The following is a 17546-nucleotide window of genomic DNA, read 5'->3' as shown; positions in this document are numbered from 1 at the left end:
CTGATCACTAAAGACTTTCAATGGCCGCAAGGAACGACTCTGCATCTTTCTGAAACTCGGGTAAGAGTTCGCGGATTTTTTCGTCTGGCCAATCCCACCATTGCAGCGCCGCCAAACGCTCAGTAATTCTCGGATCTTCAAAACGTGGACGCAGCAGTTTTGCCGGATTACCAACAACCACTGTATAAGGCGCAACATCTTTGGTTACTATGCTTCCTGCGCCGATAATCGCCCCATCACCAATGGTCACCCCGGCGGTGATCACGACGCCATGGCCGATCCAGACGTCATGACCAATCGCGACCGCATTCTCTTTGCGCCAGTTAAAAATCTCCGGATCTTTCTCAACCTCATCGTCTCCCAACATGCCATATTGACCGGGACGATAGGTAAAATGATGCAGAGTCGGCCGCCACCACGGGTGGTTGCCGGGGTTGATCCTCACTTTCGCTGCAATCGAGGTAAATTTGCCGATGGTACAGTTCGCAACTTCAGCATCGTCAACAATATAGCTGTAGTCACCAATCTCAACGTTTTGAAGTACCGTTCGCTGACCAATTTCGACCCAGCGACCAAAGGTTACAAGTTCAATTACGGCAGACTCCGCCACTGATGGGCTTTCTGTTAAACGACTCGGTTTTTGCTCCACGCTACGCACTCCCTTTATGCCATTTCGTGCTTTCTCCGCCAACCGATGAGGGTGAGCGTTGGATTATGGACGGCACACCATCACCTCAAGCTGACCCACTAACTGAGTGACCGCCTTTGACAAGCTGCCACTGTTATCAACACGCAATGCACCCTCTGGACACACTTCGTTATACTGCTCTGCCCTGAGCAGCCGCTGTTCAACCTCTTCTTCACTTTCTCTGCCCCGTGCCAGCAAACGTTGGCGAAGCACATCTTTTGCTACTGACACCCAAACCACCTGCAGTTTGTTACCATATTTTTTTTGTGCCTCCTCAAGATACGCACGAGAGCCGTTTACCATTACGTGCATGCCATCGCTTATCCAATGGTCGATTTCTATCCCCAATCCATAGCAATGACCGTTGGCTTGCCAATGCATTGCAAAAAGCTCATGTTCGACCCGACAAGCGAATTCGGCCTCTGATAGCGCAACATGGTTTTCACTGCCTGCTTCTGCAGGCCGTGTAATGTATCGATGCGCCACCATAATGGATTCACTGAATCCCTCTCTAATCGCTTTTATCAGGCTATCTTTACCGGCACCTGACGCGCCGAGGACGTAAAAAAGTTTCCCTGCCATAATGTCATCCGCTGTCAGAAAACCCGGTTGCCTTGGGTCCAAGCTTGCTGCACATAAGGCTGATTGTTGGCTTGGCTAACGAGGATCAAGTCAGCCCGTCGGCCTTCCTCAATTTTTCCCCTGTCCTGCATGCCAAGCGCATCTGCTGCATTCAAGGTTGCCAGCCGCGTCGCTGTAACCAGATCAAAATGGTTTCTCTCGTCTTCGGCTACTTTGAACACGGCATCGAGTAAACTTGCCGGAAAATAATCCGAAGACAGCACATCCAGCACGCCCAAACTGGCGAGTTCATGGGCTGCCACATTGCCGGAGTGCGAACCACCACGAACGATATTTGGTGCGCCCATCAAGACTTTCATCCCCAGCTCGTGTGAGCGAACGGCGGCATCGACTGTGGTTGGGAATTCAGCCAAAACCAAGCCCAGGCTATGAGACTCCTCAACATGCTCCCGAGTAGCGTCGTCATGACTGGCAGCAGAAATCTGCTTTTGATGACACAAATCAGCAATCTTTTGACGATTTATCGCTGACCATTTCTCCGATTGCTTACGTTGTTCAAGCTCGAACGCCTGCATGTCCGAGTCGCTCATCCCGTACTTGCCCTGATAGTATTCATAGTACTTTTCAAGGTTGACGAACTGACGCTGGCCCGGCGAATGGTCCATCAGCGACACCATGCGGGTCTGCTCAAGGTCGAGGAAATGGCTGACCAGATCGACTGTGGATTCATGAGGTAATTCACAACGAATATGAAGAAGGTGATCAGCACGGTTAACGCCTCGTTTCCCACTTTGAACAATCGTATTGATCATTCGATCCAGATTGTCCTGTCGGTGGCCACCATCTCGCACATCACCCACCGCGACAGCATCCAGTACTGTGGTAATACCTGCACCAATCAACTGGGTATCATGAGCTGCCATGGCTGAAAACTCTGGCCAATTGACCTTCGGGCGCGGTGTGAAATATTTTTCGAGGTTATCAGTATGAAGCTCAATCAGCCCCGGCATTAGCCAAGCACCATTGCCATCAACCGCACCAGCTACCTGACTCGTACTGTCAGACATGGTGCGAATGACACCGTTTTCTACTTCCAACGAGCCTCGTACTACCTCGTCTTCGAGAACCAGCTTTACATTGGTAATGATCATTCGATGTCCTTATTGCATATCTTCGTAAGCATCTCGGTCTGAGCTGTAAAGCTCTGACGTCGAGACATCATAAAAGGTGTCAGCCACTTGCTGGCGGACGTATTCATCGTGAAAAATACCGACAATTGCCGCGCCCCGGGCTTTGGCTTCCAAAATGAGTTGAATCACCACATCTCGGTTAGCTTCGTCCAACGAGGCTGTCGGCTCATCAAGCAAAAGCACAGGCGCATTGACAATAAATCCACGAGCAATATTGACCCTTTGCTGTTCACCGCCTGAAAATGTTGCGGGCGCAAGGCCCCACAAACTGTCTGGCACATTGAGACGTTTCAGCATTCTGGCCGCTTTTTCTGCTGCTTCAGCTTTGTCCATGCCTTGCTCCAGCAGGGGTTGACTGACCACTTCCAGCGCGCTAATTCTTGGAATAACACGGAGAAACTGGCTGACCCAGCCCAGAGTGGTATGGCGAATCTGATGAATCTCTCGTGGTGAGGCGGCCGCTAAGTCAACCCATGTATCCGGTGCTGCGTCTGACGAACAGTCGCGAACTTTAATACAGCCGTTGTCGGTAAGATAGTTGGCATAAAGCGCGCGCAACAGCGTACTTTTGCCAGAACCCGAGCGCCCCAGCAAGACCAGGCATTCGCCACGGGATACGGTGAAATCGCTATTTTCTAATACCGAGAGCTGAGTACCGCCCTGATTGTGGAGGGTGAAGGTTTTACTTACCCCACGAACATCTAGCATGGTTGTCATGTCAAATTCCTATCCCTGTAATACTGACGAAACGAGTAACTGGGTATACGGGTGTTGAGGGTCGTCTAACACCTGATCAGTCAGTCCAGTCTCCACAATATGGCTGTCCTTCATGACAATCAGACGGTGCGCCAAGAGGCGGGCGACCGCTAAATCGTGAGTCACGATCACCATAGATAATCCCAACTCGGTGACCAGATTCCGGATGAGGTCAAGCAATCTGGCCTGTACCGATACATCCAGACCGCCCGTGGGTTCATCCATAAACACTAAACGTGGGTGAGTGACCAGATTTCGGGCAATCTGTAGCCGCTGCTGCATACCGCCAGAGAAGTTAATAGGGAGATCGTCAATGCGATCTACCGGAATCTCGACCTGTGTCAGCCAGTCTTCTGCTTTCGCACGGATATCTCCGAAGTGGCGGTCACCGACCGCCATGAGTCGTTCACCGATATTCCCGCCCGCAGAAACACGCCCCCGCAAGCCATCAAGAGGATGCTGATGAACCACACCCCACTCAGTGCGGAGTAAACGACGCCGCTCACTCTCATTCAGCGCGTACAGATTGGCATGAACACCATGTTCACTGACATAATTCACGGCACCGCTATCCGGCACTTCGCGGCCTGACAATACGCGTAATAAGGTGCTTTTTCCTGAGCCGGACTCACCGACGACACCCAACACTTCCCCTGGCCACAGGTCAAAGGAGATGTCATCGCAACCTTTGCCCGGCTGATACAGTTTGCTCAGGCGATCGACTGATAGCAGCGGAAAATCCTGACTCAGGTTGTTGCTCGTGCTTATCTGTTGGTCCTGTTTTTCTGCAACACTCACTTCGCCATCTCCTGTTGTCGCTTGTGACAGTAATCAGTATCTGAACATACGAATACACGATTGCCCTTGTCGTCTGTGACAACCTCATCAAGGAAGCTGTCCGTCGCTCCACAAATTGAACAAGGCTCCTCCCACTCTTGGATTTCAAAGGGATAATCTTCAAAATCCAAGCTTTTCACATCGGTGTAAGGCGGTATGGCGTAAATACGCTTCTCCCGTCCCGCGCCAAACAGCTGCAGCGCTGGCATTTGATGCATTTTGGGGTTGTCAAACTTAGGGATGGGAGACGGATCCATGATGTAACGTCCGTTGACATCCACCGGATACGCATACGAGGTAGAGATATGGCCGAACCGGGCAATATCCTCATAGAGTTTTACGTGCATAATCCCGTATTCTTCCAGTCCATGCATTTTTCTGGTTTCTGTTTCACGGGGTTCAATGAAACGCAGCGGCTCAGGAATTGGTACCTGATACACCAGCGTCTGACCTTCTTTTAACGGAATTTCAGGGATGCGGTGACGGGTCTGGATAATGGAGGCTGCTTCCGTCTCCTCTGTAGTTTCAACACCAGCGACTTTTTTAAAGAAAGAACGAATCGAGACTGCATTGGTAGTGTCATCTGCCCCTTGGTCGATAACCTTCAATACATCAGGTAAGCCGATGATCGCCGCCGTCACCTGAATACCGCCCGTTCCCCAGCCATAGGGCATGGGCATTTCACGGCCACCAAACGGCACTTGATAGCCCGGAATAGCGACTGCCTTCAGGATGGCGCGGCGGATCATTCGCTTGGTTTGTTCGTCGAGATAAGCGAAGTTATAGCCACTTATCTGCTGAATTGCTGCGTTCATTCTTTCCTCCCTGCGGCTTCCCGCTCGTCAAACTCTTTTTGGAGTTTCCGTATTAATTCGAGTTCCGACTGGAAATCAACGTAGTGAGGTAACTTGAGGTGGGAAACAAAGCCGGACGCCTCTACATTGTCGCCATGCGATAACACGAACTCCTGATCCTGTGCGGGACCCTGCTCAACCTCGTCATACTCCGCGCATTGCAGTGCGCGATCGACCAAAGCCATTGATAGGGTTTTTCTCTCGGAGAAACCAAACGCCAGTCCATAGCCTCGGGTAAATTGTGCTTTCTGAGTTTTACTGCCAGTAAAACCATTGATCATCTGGCACTCGGTAACCTCGATATCACCGATATCAATCGCAAAGCCGAGTTCTTCTGGCACAATTTCCAGCGTGACGTTTCCTGAACGAATTTCACTGGCAAAGGGGTGGTTTCGACCATATCCGCGCTGTGTGGAGTATCCGAGTGACAGCAAGAAACCCTCGTCGCTTCGCGCCAGTTGCTGGAGGCGAGCGTCACGATCAGTGGGATAAGTAGGCGGATCGACGGTGATGTCAGCTGGCTCTGATCCGTCATCGCATTCTTTAAACGTCAGGCCCTGATGCTCCAATATTGACATGACGCTCGGGCATTCTTCCGGCGTAAACGTCGGTTGCTCACCCTGTTCAGCGTCCGCTTTTTTCTCGGCTTCAGAGGCGGGGTCATGGCCTTCAGCGAGTAGGGCAAAATCCATCAGTCTATGGGTGTAATCATAAGTCGGCCCAAGAATCTGTCCGCCTGGTAAATCTTTATAGGTGGCAGAGATACGGCGCTCAAGCTGCATGGTGGCCGTTTCAAGTGGCAAGGTCTTGGCAAGACGCGGCAATGTTGTGCGATAGGCTCTAAGCAAGAAGATGGCCTCGACCAAATCGCCACCCGCCTGCTTAATCGCCAATGCCGCCAGTTCTTTGTCGTATATACCACCTTCTGTCATTACCCGGTCGGTCGAGCCAGCCAGCTGAGAAGCGATCTGGTCGACGGACAATGGATCTTGTTGCAATGGACCACGACGTTTTTTTGCCTGCAGATCATGCGCTGCGGCGATGGCTTTTTCACCACCTTTTACTGCGACGTACATACACCCTCCGAAGACTGAGATAACTTCACTGAACGCGGTATCGCCATTGCCTGGCTTCCAGCGGTAAGAATGAGATCAAGACCGAGAGGGAAGTTGCCACGCTGGTTGACGAGAGCCGAAGCGACACTCTCGCTCAACCCGCCAATAACCACTTCATTGCGGGTTTTGATGCCCGGTCCTTCCATATTGAAAACCCGGCCCGACGTAAAATCACTGACTTCAATCAGCAGTGTGGTGCTTCTGTCAGGATAACTCTCGTCGCCGAACATGAAACCTTCAAACGTCTCGTCGGCACTGCCGCTAACAACACCAAAATCGGCTTCATTTCGCTGCGTTGTCACTGAGCAACCCGCGTGAAACTTGAGGTTTTGGACAATGATATCGTTCGACGCATGCTGCTGAGGCAAGTAAATTCGGGTAGCCTGATCAGCCAAGGTCAACAGTATTTGAGTTGCCGCCGAGCTTAGCGCACCAAATGCCGGAGGAAACGGTAAGTGCTTTACTGTGCCGGGTCGTGACAGAGCATCCAAAACCAGTCTGAAACATTGCTGCGAGTCATGAATCGGTGTGTCAAAAGCGTCTAGGATGGTGCTCATTTAATCTTCTCCCCTCACCATGGTGAAAAAGTCGACTTTACTGGCCAATACTTCTTTTGCTCTCGCCTCTTCCTGCGCTCGCTTTTCAGCAGCAAGCGGAATAATGAGTTGCTCATTAAGTTGCGCTCTCGCATCCGTTTGCATCAGGGCGTCTACTACAGCAATCAACTCTGCGTGGGACTTATTTCTACCCGTGACATAACTGAACCCCATTTCTCCGGTTTTCAGCCTGATAACAGCGCGGGTAACCGTGACATCTCCCACGTTGAAAGCACGACCTGCCCCACCCATTCGTCCCCTCACCTGTGCCAACCCTATTTCCGGAGCCCGCACCATGGTGTACTCAGGTAACATGCTTAAAGCATCCCACCTTTTCTCAAGGTTCATATACTCAGCTCTTGCCAGAACGGAGAGCCAATGTTGCCTTTCTTCCCGTTGGTATGTGTCCATCTAATGCTCCAAAACGATCTCAACAAAGTCAGAACGAGTGTGAGAAGAGGAAAACTCGACAATCTCTGATGTTCCCTCTCTCACATTGGTCGTTTTAAAAATTAACAGGGGTGTTTTGCTCGAAAGCTGCAACAGGCGACAATCCGTCTTCGAGGGCAACGCGGCCCTCACTCGGGTCGAATGTCGTGATAAGTGCACACCGACATTTTCTTTTAGAAAGTGATGCAGTGAACCGTATTCAAAGTACTTGACCACCGGCCACCAGCTTGAATCGGCGAGATAGTGGTCAATAACACTGCATGGCATGCCGTCCACCTTTCTCAGGGTGCGTAACTTGATCACTTTTTTGCCGGATGCCAGCGCAAACAGCCTGGCGATGTTCTCGCTGGGTTCTACCAGCGCGCGACTTACCACAACTGAACTTGGCATAGAGCCTTGTTCGACGAGGTTATCGGTAAAACGCGCCCCAGCGTGCAAGGGGTAATCGTAGGGCTGGCTGACCACCATATTGCCTCTACCTTGTTGCCGCTCTATGATGCCGGAGAACACCAATTCATCCACTGCGCGCCGAACTGTATGTCTGTTGACAGAGAAGCGGCTGGCCAGTTTTGATTCTGATGGCAGGTAATCGCCTGCTTTATATTGGCCTCTCACTTCTTCTTCAAGCTCACGGGCGATGTCGAGGTATACCCTTGTCATTTCTCCAACTCCAATAAACTTGTCTAGACAACTACTCGAAAAAAATTTAGATAAATTTCTTGCGGATAAACTGCGATGCAAAGTCAATTAAGCTGACAGTGACGATGATGATTGCCATGATGGCCGCTGTTTGCTCAAACTGAAATCCACGAATCGCTTCCCACAGCAGTACGCCTATGCCGCCCGCGCCAACCATACCGACAACCGTCGCCGAGCGAACGTTTGACTCGAAACGGTAGAGTGCAAAAGACACCCAAAGTGGCATGACTTGAGGGAGTACACCGTACATAATCTCTTCAATTTTGTTCGCGCCAGTTGCTCTTACACCCTCAACTGGTCCCTCGTCTATGGCCTCGACCGCTTCAGAGAACAGCTTCGCCAGAACGCCCGTGGTGTGCACGAAAAGCGCCAAAACCCCTGCAAAAGGTCCGAGCCCCACCGCAACAACAAACAACATGGCAAACACCATTTCGTTGATTGCGCGCGCTGCATCCATCAACCGACGCATGGGCTGATAAATCCAAATCGGCGCAATATTTTCAGCGCACAGCAAACCGAGTGGCACTGACAGCAATATGGATAACAGCGTGCCCCAAACGGCGATTTGTAAAGTGATCAGCGTTTCTTCAACGTAAAGTTGCCAGTGAGTAAAATCGGGTGGAAAGAAGTCACTGGCGAGCTCCGCCATGTTGCCTGAGTCTTCAATGAGCTGCATTGGACGCATCTCAGCGCCTTGCCACGCCCATGCCAGTACCACAGCCGTCATCACTAAAATCAGAGTGCGCTTCCAACCAGACAGTTGATCGGGAGTTTGAAGTGCCGTTGCGTTACTCATAAAACAAAATTTCCTTTTACTGCCTCAATGAGGCGAAAATGGGAGAGCAATTCGCTCTCCCAGTATCATTTTTACTTGTCCATGGCTTCGATTGCTGACATCTGACGGTTCAGTGCAGACAGTTTGCCTTGAATACCGGAGAGCTCTTCAGCTTGTTTATTCGATAGTTTCTCTTCACCTTTCAGCTGGCGCATTTTCTTGAACAGCGACAGTTGACGGATAGGAAGGAGTTGCAGGTCGCTTGAGGGTTTGAACGGTGCCCAGTCCAATTCTTTAAGGATAGCCAGCTCTTGTTTGTCGCCTGATTTACCGTAGCTCATGAAGAAGTCATAGACTTTGGTCTTCATGTTCTCTGGCAAGTTTTTACGCCATACGATTGGGTCTGAAGGAATAAGTGGAGATTTCCAAATAATTTTGATGTTCTTCGCTTTCTCTGGGTTTTTCTTCGCAAAGCGGCTCAGACTTTCTGTATTGTTAGTAGCAACATCAATCTGACCGTTCGCAACCGCGAACAGGTTAACCTCATGGCTTGAGTTCAAAGAACGTTTGAAGTCAGTTGGTTGAATATCGTTCTGGGCGAAAACGTAGTAAGAAGGGACAAGGAAGCCAGACGTTGAATTTGGATCGCCATTACCGAACGCCAGATTACCGCGTTGCTTGATCATGTCTTCAACAGTGTTAATTGGGCTGTCTTTCTGTGTGATCAACAAGCTCCAGTAACCTGGGTTACCCGTGAAATCGACGGTTTGTGCAAAAATTTCACCACCAGCACGGTCGACGGCTTCCATCGCTGACTTGTTTCCGTACCAAGCGATATCGACTTTATCAAAACGCATACCTTGGATGATGCCTGCATAGTCAGGGGCAAAATAGGCTTTCACTTCTACGCCAAGTTTTTTACCCATGTCTTCGAGGAAGGGGTTCCAAGATGACTTTAAGTTCTGCTGAGATTCGGTAGAAATGATCCCGAAGTTCAGCGTTTTCATTGCCTTTTCTGCAGCCATGACCGGCGCAGAAACCGCCGCTGCCAGTAGGGTGACACCGCAAGTGATCGTCCTAATTGCACGTAACATGTTCAGTTCCTTTTTATGGTTTAGCATTAACTGGTGGTGTACAGGTTTGTTTGATAAGCAGGTGCTGGCACAGGCTGAAGAATGTCAATTTCTTCAATGACTTTGTCGGCACCACGGTATAGAGATTCAATCGCTTTTCTATCTAGCTCACGGCTTTCGCCCTGATAAAAAATTTCGCCCTCTTTCAGCGCGACCACATGCTGGCAATAGTTCAACGCATGCTCGACTTGGTGCAGGGTGACAATGACGGGGATACCTTCTTTCTGGTTAATGTCGCGAAGGAGTTCCATCACGATTCTTGATGATTCGGGGTCAAGGGAGGCTATTGGCTCATCAGCAAAAATGATTTTGGCCTTTTGCATCAGTGCCCGGGCAATGGCGACGCGTTGCTGCTGGCCACCTGATAGAGTTGACACACGTTGATGGGCAAACTCGGCCATGCCAACACGCTCTAGTGCGGCCATTGCCTGCTGTTTTTGTTCAGTAGTGAATTGGCCTGTCAGCGTGCGCCATGTCGGGGTATAACTGAGCGCACCAATCAGTACGTTTGTCATTACCGTCAAGCGGTTCACTAAATTGAACTGCTGAAAAATATAGCCGGCTTGAGAGCGGCAATGCCTGACATCTTTACTGGCACGTCCATGGCTTTGTACTACTTTGCCCAAGACCTTAATCTCACCGCCGCCCGCTTTGTCGGAGAACATTAGCCCGCTCAGGTGTCTGAGCAATGTTGATTTCCCCGAGCCAGATGGACCAAGTAAAGCCGTCATGTGTTTGTGCTCAATGACGAGGTTTATTGCTTTCAATGCTTTCTTGCCATCAAAAGACTTGGTCAAATTTTTCACGTCGACAATGCTATTCATAAAAACCTCTCCTTTCAGGTGGGCATATCCTGCAAGCAAAATATTTCGCTTTTATAACGGAGAATTTTCAAAATGATTGCATTTGAGCCTTTCATCAAAAAGGTTGCGATCAACCAAGTGCTTTGAGCCACTGATAATAAGCTTATTTATCTAGATAAGTTGCCAAACTTGTCTAGATAGGCTTGTCATGAAAAGTTCAAGTAAAAAGTCTAATCAAGATTGTGATACACACTCTTCATGCTCGCTGAGGATGTATTTCTGGGGAATTGAGGGATATAAGGCAAGACAAAGCGAGTGGCACTATCCGACATGACTTTGACAAGTTAAGTGGTCAGTAAATAGACCAGTGTTCAACAAAAAATCATGATAATCACCCTTGTTGTCAAGACTTGATCTTTTTAAATGACAGAAAGAGAATAACCACTATAATCAATAGCTTAATTGGCTATTTTTTAACACGGCCGGAAGGTAATAGGAATGGGCATCAACACAGATACGGATGAAATGCGCCGTATTTTAGAGAGACTAAAAAAGAAAGTAACAAGTGGTATTGATCATGAGGTAGAAACCAATATCAATATTAACGACCTAAGTGCACTTATTGCCGCATACACGATAGAGCTCAACAAAAATAAGCGAAACGACAGAAAAAACGAACGGAGTCTGCAAGTTAACAGCTAGGTACTTTTCTAATTAAGCGCTGATATCCCTTTGAACCATTGACGAATGGCAATCAAAGGGATCGCCAAACATTTCGTATTCAAATAGTCACATACAATCCAACACCAAGCCACTAATACCTATACAAGGCATTACTACCTATCTGATGTGTATCATTCAGTGAACCTGTCCGCAGGGTGATTCACCCCGTCATTAGTGACGACGCCTTCGATTTTCAGAGGGTTTATACCCTCGAGACAAGCGACGTTTACCCCATATTGATTAGGATTGGAACGTCTTTGATGATGAGTGTAAATACCACAGCGTGAGCAGAAAAAGTGTTTAGCTGTATGAGTATTAAACTGATAAAGGCTTAATAAATCTTGTCCTTTGGTGATTTTTATCGCGTCGAGTGTTATTGAAGACACAATCGCACCGCGCCTTCTACACATTGAGCAGTCACAGCGTCGAATGTCAACTAAGCCGTCAGGCAAGGACAACAACATTTCTACCGAACCACAATGACAGGTCGCTTTGTGTTCGCGATTAATTTGTACACCATCAACTGTTTTCAGATTCAAAGACATAAATACTCCTCTTGGCAATCCTTGAGTAGTATTTCACAACGCTGACAGTATTTAACACTATTGTCGTTCTCGCAGACTTTTAACCAAAGAGTGAGCCGCAAAAACATTCCATGTGTAAGCAGCTTAGAGATTTAATCGACTACTATCAGCATCAGGTGTAATGCCGATGTTTGATCTGTAATGATTCACGGTATTCCATGGGAGACATATTTTCCCATCGTCTGAATGCGCGGCGAAAGCTTGCTGGATCACTGTATCCAAGGTTATAAGCGACTTCCTGAATACTCAAATGCTCACTACGAAGCATTTCAGTCGCCTTTTGGTGACGAACACTTTCAACGATGGTTTTGTATGTCATACCTTCATCTTGCAGACGACGGTGAAAGCTTCTTGGCGACATGTTAAAAACTGACGCCATTTCATTTAATCCAAAGTCATTGAGATTGGCATTTTCTAGCTTTTGTTCGACCTTATTAGCCAATGAGTGAGGATCAGTGAAACATTCGAGCTCTCTCTCACACATTTTATTCGCCTCACGGAAACTGCCCGGATATGAGGTCTTGATTTTCTGTTCCATTGAGGCTTTAGTGGTCATCAGTCCACAATATGCGCTGCCATAAATTACGCTGCAATCAAATACGCTATTTTCTATCCCGTTTGTCACCCCGGGAAAGTCGAAGTGAACAGAAATATCAGGCAATGAATCTGTAAACGTTTCGCTCATCACGTTGTACAGAGCGACAACAAACGCTTCTAGCAGCGAATTTCTCACCATTGGATCTATGATGTCTGTGTTTACATGAATGACGATTTCTACTTTTTCCCCTCTTTCACGATGTGTCATTGAGTAGATGTGCCCTGTTCTGGCAGACACAAATTTTTCTGCCAGCTCTAGGATCTGCCAAAAGTTCTCGCAATTAAGAGCAGCAAACCCGAGTGCACCATGAGCATTCAGTCTCATCTGTTGGCCTATCAGCAGCCCCATCTGAGGGTGCTCTGCAACGTGAACTGCCTCATCCATTAATTTAAAAAATGTTTCCGTCGTAAATTCTTCATCGTGCTTTTCGAGTTCATTGGGATTTAACCCATAGCGCCTCAAGGCTGAATCAATATTCAGCCCCATACTTTTCAATTGTTTATCGACGAAACATAAATACGTCACTGGAAACTGCGTCAATTTATCTATCATAGTCGCTGTCAATTACTGTCCCTTATCTGTCTATTGATGCCCTATTCAGGATCAGGCACCACTGCTAGCTTCATAAGAGAACGTTTACACTCAACGTAAGTATGGATAGCAAATCAAAACACCAACAACTTGAAGCGGGATATTAATTTACAAATTAAAAATTAATATCATTTTTGAGAAAAAAGACTCGTAAATAGATCAGGCATTAATCGTGGAATACTGGATTTCTGTGAGTAACCATCAAAAGCATTAATAATCAACAGGACAGAGAAGTTGATATGATTATTTTTCATTACCTTAAGTTTTATTCATTTCATATTACTAGTCTCATGGCTTTAACATGCCTTCTTCTCGGAGAGGAATTTATTATTGGAGGAGCAGTAAGCATAATACTTATTTATTCTGTTGGAGATATGTTGTCCGGAGATGACCTTTCAGTACCAAAATATCAGAAGCCACAACTTCTTACCTTTAATTTATGGCTGTCTCTTCCTCTTATATATTTATTAATTTTTTCGTCTGCGTGGATGTTTAGCGACAGAGACATATTGGGTTTTGGGCAATTCATATTGAATGTGTTCGGACTCGACTTATTTGAGAGACGCGAGCTAATGGGGTTAGCAGAACAGTCAGCTATCATACTTGTTGCTATATTGATGGTTGGCATGGTCGCAACAATTCCAGCTCATGAACTGGTTCACCGAACTCGCGATAAAACATCTTTGCTGATAGGAAGGTGGTTACTGGCATTGAGCTTTGACACCATCTTCTCAATTGAGCATGTTTATGGACACCATAGATACGCTGCAACAGTTAATGACCCAGCAACAGCGCCGAGAGGGAGAAGTGTTTATTCACACATTCTTATCTCGTCGTGGGAAGGAAATGTAAGCGCCTGGGAAATTGAGAAAAAAAGGCTGAGTCGCAAGAAACTTCCACTCTTTTCACACCACAACATCTTTTTACGTGGTCAGCTCATGAGCTTCTCTGTTCTGGCATTTTTCTATATTTTCGGCGGTTTGGAGTGCGCGTTGTACTTCATCACGATTGGTCTGGGCGGTAAAGCACTGCTCGAAATTGTCAATTATATGGAGCACTACGGATTAGTGAGAGATCCCAAAACACCAGTAAGACCACATCACTCATGGAACACGAATAAACGCATCAGCTCGTGGGCAATGTTTAATCTTACTCGCCACTCACATCACCATGCGCAGGGAGAAGTCCCTTATCAGGATCTGAAACCGATGAGCGATGCCCCTATGATGGTGGGCGGCTACCTATCTACCATCTTAATTACACTCATACCTCCACTCTGGCACAAACTCATGACACCAAAAGTATTGGATTGGGACAGACGTTATGCATCTGACAGAGAGAAGGAACTTGCCAGTGAAGCTAACGCAGCGAGTGGAATTCCAGAGCTGGTCGCCGAAAGTCACAAATTGCAACCCATTGCGACACCCTGACTGATAAGCCCCGCAAAGTAATAAAGCATATTTGACCAAAAGTAACATCAACTCAGACAGCCAATAAGGTTGTCTGAGTAAGACATATCAGGGCGCATGGTCGAAATCACCGATCGTCATATCGTTGTTTGTTGAATCAAAGATACCAACGCACGCGTGGCCGTAGGGCATGAGTGCTACGTTTCGTCCATCCGGTGCGACCACTTTGCTACCTCCCAGCCCGGTACTATCTGGTTCATTTAAGGACTGGGGCCAGTTACATTGCAATACATAGCAGCCAAGTTGTTGTGCGATCCATTTGACACCAGACTCGAATGCAGAACTATCCGCATCAGGCTGCGTGCTCCACTGCCCTATGTAACAGGGCCATAAAATAATATCGGGCTTATCCTGCTTAAACTCGTTGACGAACCAAGAGACGTCACTTGCCTCGCGGCAAATCAGTGCGGAAAAAGATATCGACTCATGTCGGTAAATATCACGACGATAAGCAGGCTCGAACACTGTTGCCTCGCTATTTGTAAGACCCACTTTATGCCATTGATGACGAACACAGCCTCTGTCAAAGACCAGATAACTGTTACGTAGTAGGCCGCTTTCTATTAATGGTGCGCCAGCAAAAACCAATATCTGATTCTGAGCACTCGCTTCTGCAATTTCATCGCATGACTTACGAATTTTGTCAGGCTTTGATTCTCTGACTATTTTGCGATGAAAGCCGCTGATACTTAACTCTGGGAAGATAAGCCCATCAAGGTGGGCGTGTTGTTGAATCGTCTTGCAAATAAACTGAGTATTTTCTTCGACAGTCCATGCCATCGGCATTTGAACAATCCCTAGTTTCATTTTTCATCCTTCAGAGTGTCAAAGGGCTCTACCGTCTGAACACAAATTATTCACTTCAGTTTATTATCAAACGTTAATTCTTCATCACACCAAAGGCGTTTATAAGCACCACTTCTATCGAAGAGAGTTATCTCTGGCTTCATCTACCTCAGCGCCAAGTGCGTCGTAAAATTTTTGTGCCCGATGATTATTCGCGTTAGCAAACCAACCGATATGGCTGGCATCTTTGCTGCATGCCTCTTCTTTGATGGTTTGCATTAACGCTGCGCCCGCCCCTTTTGAACGCTGGTTGCCCGAAATAAACAAGTCATCGAGCCACACAGAAGGTTGGCCTTTGAATGAGGAATACTGAAAATGGTAGAGCGCAAAACCGACCACCTTATTCTTCTCCTCAACAAGGAACACGTGGGCAAATGGCGATTCGTTAAAAAGTGTGTTCTTTATCTTCTCTAATGAGGTCGTAAGTTCACCCATCGATCTTTTCATTTCCCAATCAAAATTGGCCTTGGCTTTAATTAACTCAAGGATAATGTCGGCGTCACTCGGTATTGCTTTTCTAATCTGTATTTGAATCATCCAACACTCTTTATTAGCTCGTAATTATCGGAATAAAATCTTCGCATTAAATTTTTATTAGCAAAATATATTCTCAAGCCCATTTGACTGATTTAGGCACATCTTTCTCAAGAGCAAAGATATGACGAATCAGTTGCCCCTCATGCATTGACTCATGCTCAAGTAAGTGAACAAGTAAGTTATCTCTCTCTTCAGTCCAATCAGAAACGGAATCCACCGCATCTTTGAATACTTGCCCGGATGTTTTCAACTTCTCAATTATCTGATTTAGATCCTTGCTGTTTTCCAATGAACATGAAAATCCATCCCAATGTCCAACGATAATAGCGCGCGCATAGCTTTCTCGCGCACCAACAAGACACCACATATGCTCACCGACCGATTTACTTTTAGATACATCTAGTTGCTTGGTGAGAATTTGGGGGTCTAATGTCTCCATGACATCGATAAAAGAGCTAAACCTCAGGTAAATATTGTTCAATACTGTCATTCTCATCAAGAAAACGCTCTGAAGTATGCTTTGTTGTTCGGCAATAATTGATTTGATATGGCCCGCAATACGGAGCCATATCCTTCATATTTTCAAAGCATAACAGACTGTTTTAATGAACAACGCTCGTTATCTGACGAGTAGATCCAAGAGTTAAATAGAAGATGTAAAAATTAAGCTATTTTTATATCCTCAACGTTTTCTAAACCTCCCCATTGTTGGTATTTACCAAGGTATTTCTTTTCCTTGCCAGGATAGAAACGTACCATTTTGTTCTTTGGTAAGGTTTTTAATAACGTCTGCAATACCTGATGCGCTCTGTTCAGCTGTGATATCTGCATCTTCACCCCCCATATCTGTTTTTACCCATCCCGGGTGAACAGAGCATACTGTTAGAGCTGTGTGCTCTTGCTCCAAAGACAACAACTGCATGACTTTGTTAACCGCTGTTTTTGAACTTCGATACGCGTACATGGCCGGGCCATCATCTTCGAGGGAGCCCATCTGGCTAGAAATAGTAATGATTCGCGGATTTTCAGAACGTGCCATTGAAGCTACAAGTGCACGGCTGACCATAAGTGGCGCAATAGTATTTGTTGCAAAGGTATTCAGCCAGTCATTGACTTCAACTGTATTCAACGCCTGCTCTGTTGATCCCAGTACCCCTGCGTTATTGATGAGAATATCTATTTTTGACGAGCCTAAACGAGCGACTAATTCATTGATTGAACTATCATCGGTGACTTCCAGCTCATAGAGCGTCAGTGCATCATGAGAGAGTAAACTGTTGAGTTGCTCCGAAGGTTGGCCACGATATGTGGATATAACCCGATAATCCAATCTGAGAAACTGTCGAGTGAGTTCCAAGCCAATACCTCTGGAGGCTCCTGTAATAAGTACTGTTTCCATTTTCATTTTCCTAATTATAAAAATTATTAATTGATATTTTTATTACATCCTGAGAAAAGTAAAACATTCATTTTACTTTGATAAGAATGATTAATATATTATGCCTAAGTATATTAATTAATAAAGTCATGATGATAAAATAAATAATAATCAGGTATAGTTAAAAACAATATGTCAATAAATCATCATTTAATTTGTGGTAATTAACAATATTAAAATTCACAAAGAAATAAAACGAATATTTCATTTTAAGTGATATATAAATTTAGGTCGGTTATATGTTTAGACGATTAATTAAGAGCATAAGCTAGGGCGTATGAG

The 17546-nt window shown here is 46.6% G+C and carries 21 protein-coding genes; 2 read left to right on the top strand and 19 right to left on the bottom strand.

Features of this window, described 5'->3' with window-relative positions; genetic code table 11:
- Nucleotides 1–7: 7 nt before the first annotated feature.
- The 13 genes from A8L45_RS12145 to phnC form a co-directional block, all read right to left on the bottom strand.
- Nucleotides 8–649: a DapH/DapD/GlmU-related protein gene (locus tag A8L45_RS12145; protein WP_068902601.1), complete on the bottom strand. Its 642-nt coding sequence runs from the start codon at nt 647–649 to the stop codon at nt 8–10.
- Nucleotides 650–712: 63 nt separating this feature from the next.
- Nucleotides 713–1270, bottom strand: a complete 558-nt coding sequence (phnN, locus tag A8L45_RS12140; protein WP_068902599.1) for a ribose 1,5-bisphosphokinase — start codon at nt 1268–1270, stop codon at nt 713–715.
- A 14-nt stretch (nt 1271–1284) separates the two neighbouring features.
- A complete protein-coding gene (gene phnM / locus A8L45_RS12135) occupies nt 1285–2421 on the bottom strand; it encodes an alpha-D-ribose 1-methylphosphonate 5-triphosphate diphosphatase (RefSeq protein ID WP_068902594.1) in 1137 nt (378 codons plus the stop codon).
- Between the two features lie 9 nt (nt 2422–2430).
- Entirely contained in the window at nt 2431–3168 is a 738-nt protein-coding gene (gene phnL, locus A8L45_RS12130) for a phosphonate C-P lyase system protein PhnL (protein WP_068902637.1), read from the bottom strand.
- A gap of 18 nt (nt 3169–3186) precedes the next feature.
- Nucleotides 3187–3984 carry a phosphonate C-P lyase system protein PhnK gene (gene phnK / locus A8L45_RS12125; RefSeq protein ID WP_139122378.1) on the bottom strand — a complete coding sequence of 266 codons (798 nt, stop codon included), beginning with the start codon at nt 3982–3984 and terminating at the stop codon, nt 3187–3189.
- A gap of 26 nt (nt 3985–4010) precedes the next feature.
- Complete coding sequence (locus tag A8L45_RS12120; RefSeq protein ID WP_068902590.1) at nt 4011–4868, bottom strand: alpha-D-ribose 1-methylphosphonate 5-phosphate C-P-lyase PhnJ; 858 nt, start codon at nt 4866–4868, stop codon at nt 4011–4013.
- Nucleotides 4865–5983, bottom strand: a complete 1119-nt coding sequence (locus A8L45_RS12115) for a carbon-phosphorus lyase complex subunit (RefSeq protein WP_068902587.1) — start codon at nt 5981–5983, stop codon at nt 4865–4867. The genes A8L45_RS12120 and A8L45_RS12115 overlap by 4 nt, the downstream gene beginning before the upstream one ends.
- A complete protein-coding gene (gene phnH, locus A8L45_RS12110; RefSeq protein ID WP_068902584.1) occupies nt 5968–6579 on the bottom strand; it encodes a phosphonate C-P lyase system protein PhnH in 612 nt (203 codons plus the stop codon). The genes A8L45_RS12115 and phnH overlap by 16 nt, the downstream gene beginning before the upstream one ends.
- Nucleotides 6580–7029: a phosphonate C-P lyase system protein PhnG gene (gene phnG / locus A8L45_RS12105; protein WP_068902582.1), complete on the bottom strand. Its 450-nt coding sequence runs from the start codon at nt 7027–7029 to the stop codon at nt 6580–6582.
- Nucleotides 7030–7728: a phosphonate metabolism transcriptional regulator PhnF gene (gene phnF, locus A8L45_RS12100; RefSeq protein WP_068902581.1), complete on the bottom strand. Its 699-nt coding sequence runs from the start codon at nt 7726–7728 to the stop codon at nt 7030–7032.
- A 46-nt stretch (nt 7729–7774) separates the two neighbouring features.
- On the bottom strand, nt 7775–8563 hold the full coding sequence (phnE, locus tag A8L45_RS12095) for a phosphonate ABC transporter, permease protein PhnE (RefSeq protein WP_068902580.1): 789 nt from the start codon (nt 8561–8563) through the stop codon (nt 7775–7777).
- 71 nt (nt 8564–8634) lie between these two features.
- On the bottom strand, nt 8635–9636 hold the full coding sequence (phnD, locus tag A8L45_RS12090; RefSeq protein ID WP_068902578.1) for a phosphonate ABC transporter substrate-binding protein: 1002 nt from the start codon (nt 9634–9636) through the stop codon (nt 8635–8637).
- 26 nt (nt 9637–9662) lie between these two features.
- On the bottom strand, nt 9663–10499 hold the full coding sequence (gene phnC, locus A8L45_RS12085) for a phosphonate ABC transporter ATP-binding protein (RefSeq protein WP_068902576.1): 837 nt from the start codon (nt 10497–10499) through the stop codon (nt 9663–9665).
- 477 nt (nt 10500–10976) lie between these two features.
- On the opposite strand from phnC, the gene A8L45_RS12080 reads away from it, so the two are divergent.
- Nucleotides 10977–11180, top strand: coding sequence for a hypothetical protein (locus A8L45_RS12080; RefSeq protein ID WP_068902574.1), 204 nt, complete (start codon nt 10977–10979; stop codon nt 11178–11180).
- 152 nt (nt 11181–11332) lie between these two features.
- Here A8L45_RS12080 and A8L45_RS12075 read toward each other — a convergent pair whose 3' ends face one another.
- Nucleotides 11333–11746: a GFA family protein gene (locus tag A8L45_RS12075; RefSeq protein WP_068902572.1), complete on the bottom strand. Its 414-nt coding sequence runs from the start codon at nt 11744–11746 to the stop codon at nt 11333–11335.
- A gap of 151 nt (nt 11747–11897) precedes the next feature.
- The gene (locus A8L45_RS12070) at nt 11898–12947 is read right to left on the bottom strand and encodes an AraC family transcriptional regulator (RefSeq protein WP_139122374.1); all 1050 of its coding nucleotides are present in this window, start codon (nt 12945–12947) and stop codon (nt 11898–11900) included.
- 599 nt (nt 12948–13546) lie between these two features.
- Here A8L45_RS12070 and A8L45_RS12065 point away from each other — a divergent pair.
- Entirely contained in the window at nt 13547–14404 is an 858-nt protein-coding gene (locus A8L45_RS12065; protein WP_217492157.1) for an alkane 1-monooxygenase, read from the top strand.
- A gap of 87 nt (nt 14405–14491) precedes the next feature.
- On the opposite strand, the gene A8L45_RS12060 is transcribed toward A8L45_RS12065, so the two are convergent.
- The 4 genes from A8L45_RS12060 to A8L45_RS12045 form a co-directional block, all read right to left on the bottom strand.
- Entirely contained in the window at nt 14492–15250 is a 759-nt protein-coding gene (locus A8L45_RS12060) for a carbon-nitrogen hydrolase family protein (protein ID WP_068902566.1), read from the bottom strand.
- A 114-nt stretch (nt 15251–15364) separates the two neighbouring features.
- Complete coding sequence (locus A8L45_RS12055; RefSeq protein ID WP_349266998.1) at nt 15365–15826, bottom strand: GNAT family N-acetyltransferase; 462 nt, start codon at nt 15824–15826, stop codon at nt 15365–15367.
- Between the two features lie 73 nt (nt 15827–15899).
- Complete coding sequence (locus A8L45_RS12050) at nt 15900–16316, bottom strand: hypothetical protein (protein WP_245680715.1); 417 nt, start codon at nt 16314–16316, stop codon at nt 15900–15902.
- A gap of 225 nt (nt 16317–16541) precedes the next feature.
- Nucleotides 16542–17225, bottom strand: a complete 684-nt coding sequence (locus A8L45_RS12045) for an SDR family oxidoreductase (RefSeq protein ID WP_068902561.1) — start codon at nt 17223–17225, stop codon at nt 16542–16544.
- Nucleotides 17226–17546: the final 321 nt, after the last annotated feature.

Origin of the sequence: Veronia pacifica (assembly GCF_001707825.1) — a bacterium.
Lineage (GTDB): Bacteria > Pseudomonadota > Gammaproteobacteria > Enterobacterales > Vibrionaceae > Veronia > Veronia pacifica.
This window is presented reverse-complemented; position numbering and strand designations above follow the sequence as displayed.

Bases quoted from the DNA above. Each gene is read 5' to 3' on its own strand.
- A8L45_RS12075 (WP_068902572.1), bottom strand. From the start codon at position 11,746: ATGTCTTTGAATCTGAAAACAGTTGATGGTGTACAAATTAATCGCGAA.
- phnL (WP_068902637.1), bottom strand. From the start codon at position 3,168: ATGCTAGATGTTCGTGGGGTAAGTAAAACCTTCACCCTCCACAATCAG.
- A8L45_RS12050 (WP_245680715.1), bottom strand. From the start codon at position 16,316: ATGACAGTATTGAACAATATTTACCTGAGGTTTAGCTCTTTTATCGAT.
- phnM (WP_068902594.1), bottom strand. From the start codon at position 2,421: ATGATCATTACCAATGTAAAGCTGGTTCTCGAAGACGAGGTAGTACGA.
- phnF (WP_068902581.1), bottom strand. From the start codon at position 7,728: ATGACAAGGGTATACCTCGACATCGCCCGTGAGCTTGAAGAAGAAGTG.
- A8L45_RS12065 (WP_217492157.1), top strand. From the start codon at position 13,547: ATGGGGTTAGCAGAACAGTCAGCTATCATACTTGTTGCTATATTGATG.
- A8L45_RS12055 (WP_349266998.1), bottom strand. From the start codon at position 15,826: ATGATTCAAATACAGATTAGAAAAGCAATACCGAGTGACGCCGACATT.
- A8L45_RS12080 (WP_068902574.1), top strand. From the start codon at position 10,977: ATGGGCATCAACACAGATACGGATGAAATGCGCCGTATTTTAGAGAGA.
- A8L45_RS12120 (WP_068902590.1), bottom strand. From the start codon at position 4,868: ATGAACGCAGCAATTCAGCAGATAAGTGGCTATAACTTCGCTTATCTC.
- A8L45_RS12045 (WP_068902561.1), bottom strand. From the start codon at position 17,225: ATGGAAACAGTACTTATTACAGGAGCCTCCAGAGGTATTGGCTTGGAA.
- phnN (WP_068902599.1), bottom strand. From the start codon at position 1,270: ATGGCAGGGAAACTTTTTTACGTCCTCGGCGCGTCAGGTGCCGGTAAA.
- A8L45_RS12115 (WP_068902587.1), bottom strand. From the start codon at position 5,983: ATGTACGTCGCAGTAAAAGGTGGTGAAAAAGCCATCGCCGCAGCGCAT.
- phnE (WP_068902580.1), bottom strand. From the start codon at position 8,563: ATGAGTAACGCAACGGCACTTCAAACTCCCGATCAACTGTCTGGTTGG.
- phnD (WP_068902578.1), bottom strand. From the start codon at position 9,636: ATGTTACGTGCAATTAGGACGATCACTTGCGGTGTCACCCTACTGGCA.
- phnG (WP_068902582.1), bottom strand. From the start codon at position 7,029: ATGGACACATACCAACGGGAAGAAAGGCAACATTGGCTCTCCGTTCTG.
- phnH (WP_068902584.1), bottom strand. From the start codon at position 6,579: ATGAGCACCATCCTAGACGCTTTTGACACACCGATTCATGACTCGCAG.
- phnC (WP_068902576.1), bottom strand. From the start codon at position 10,499: ATGAATAGCATTGTCGACGTGAAAAATTTGACCAAGTCTTTTGATGGC.
- A8L45_RS12060 (WP_068902566.1), bottom strand. From the start codon at position 15,250: ATGAAACTAGGGATTGTTCAAATGCCGATGGCATGGACTGTCGAAGAA.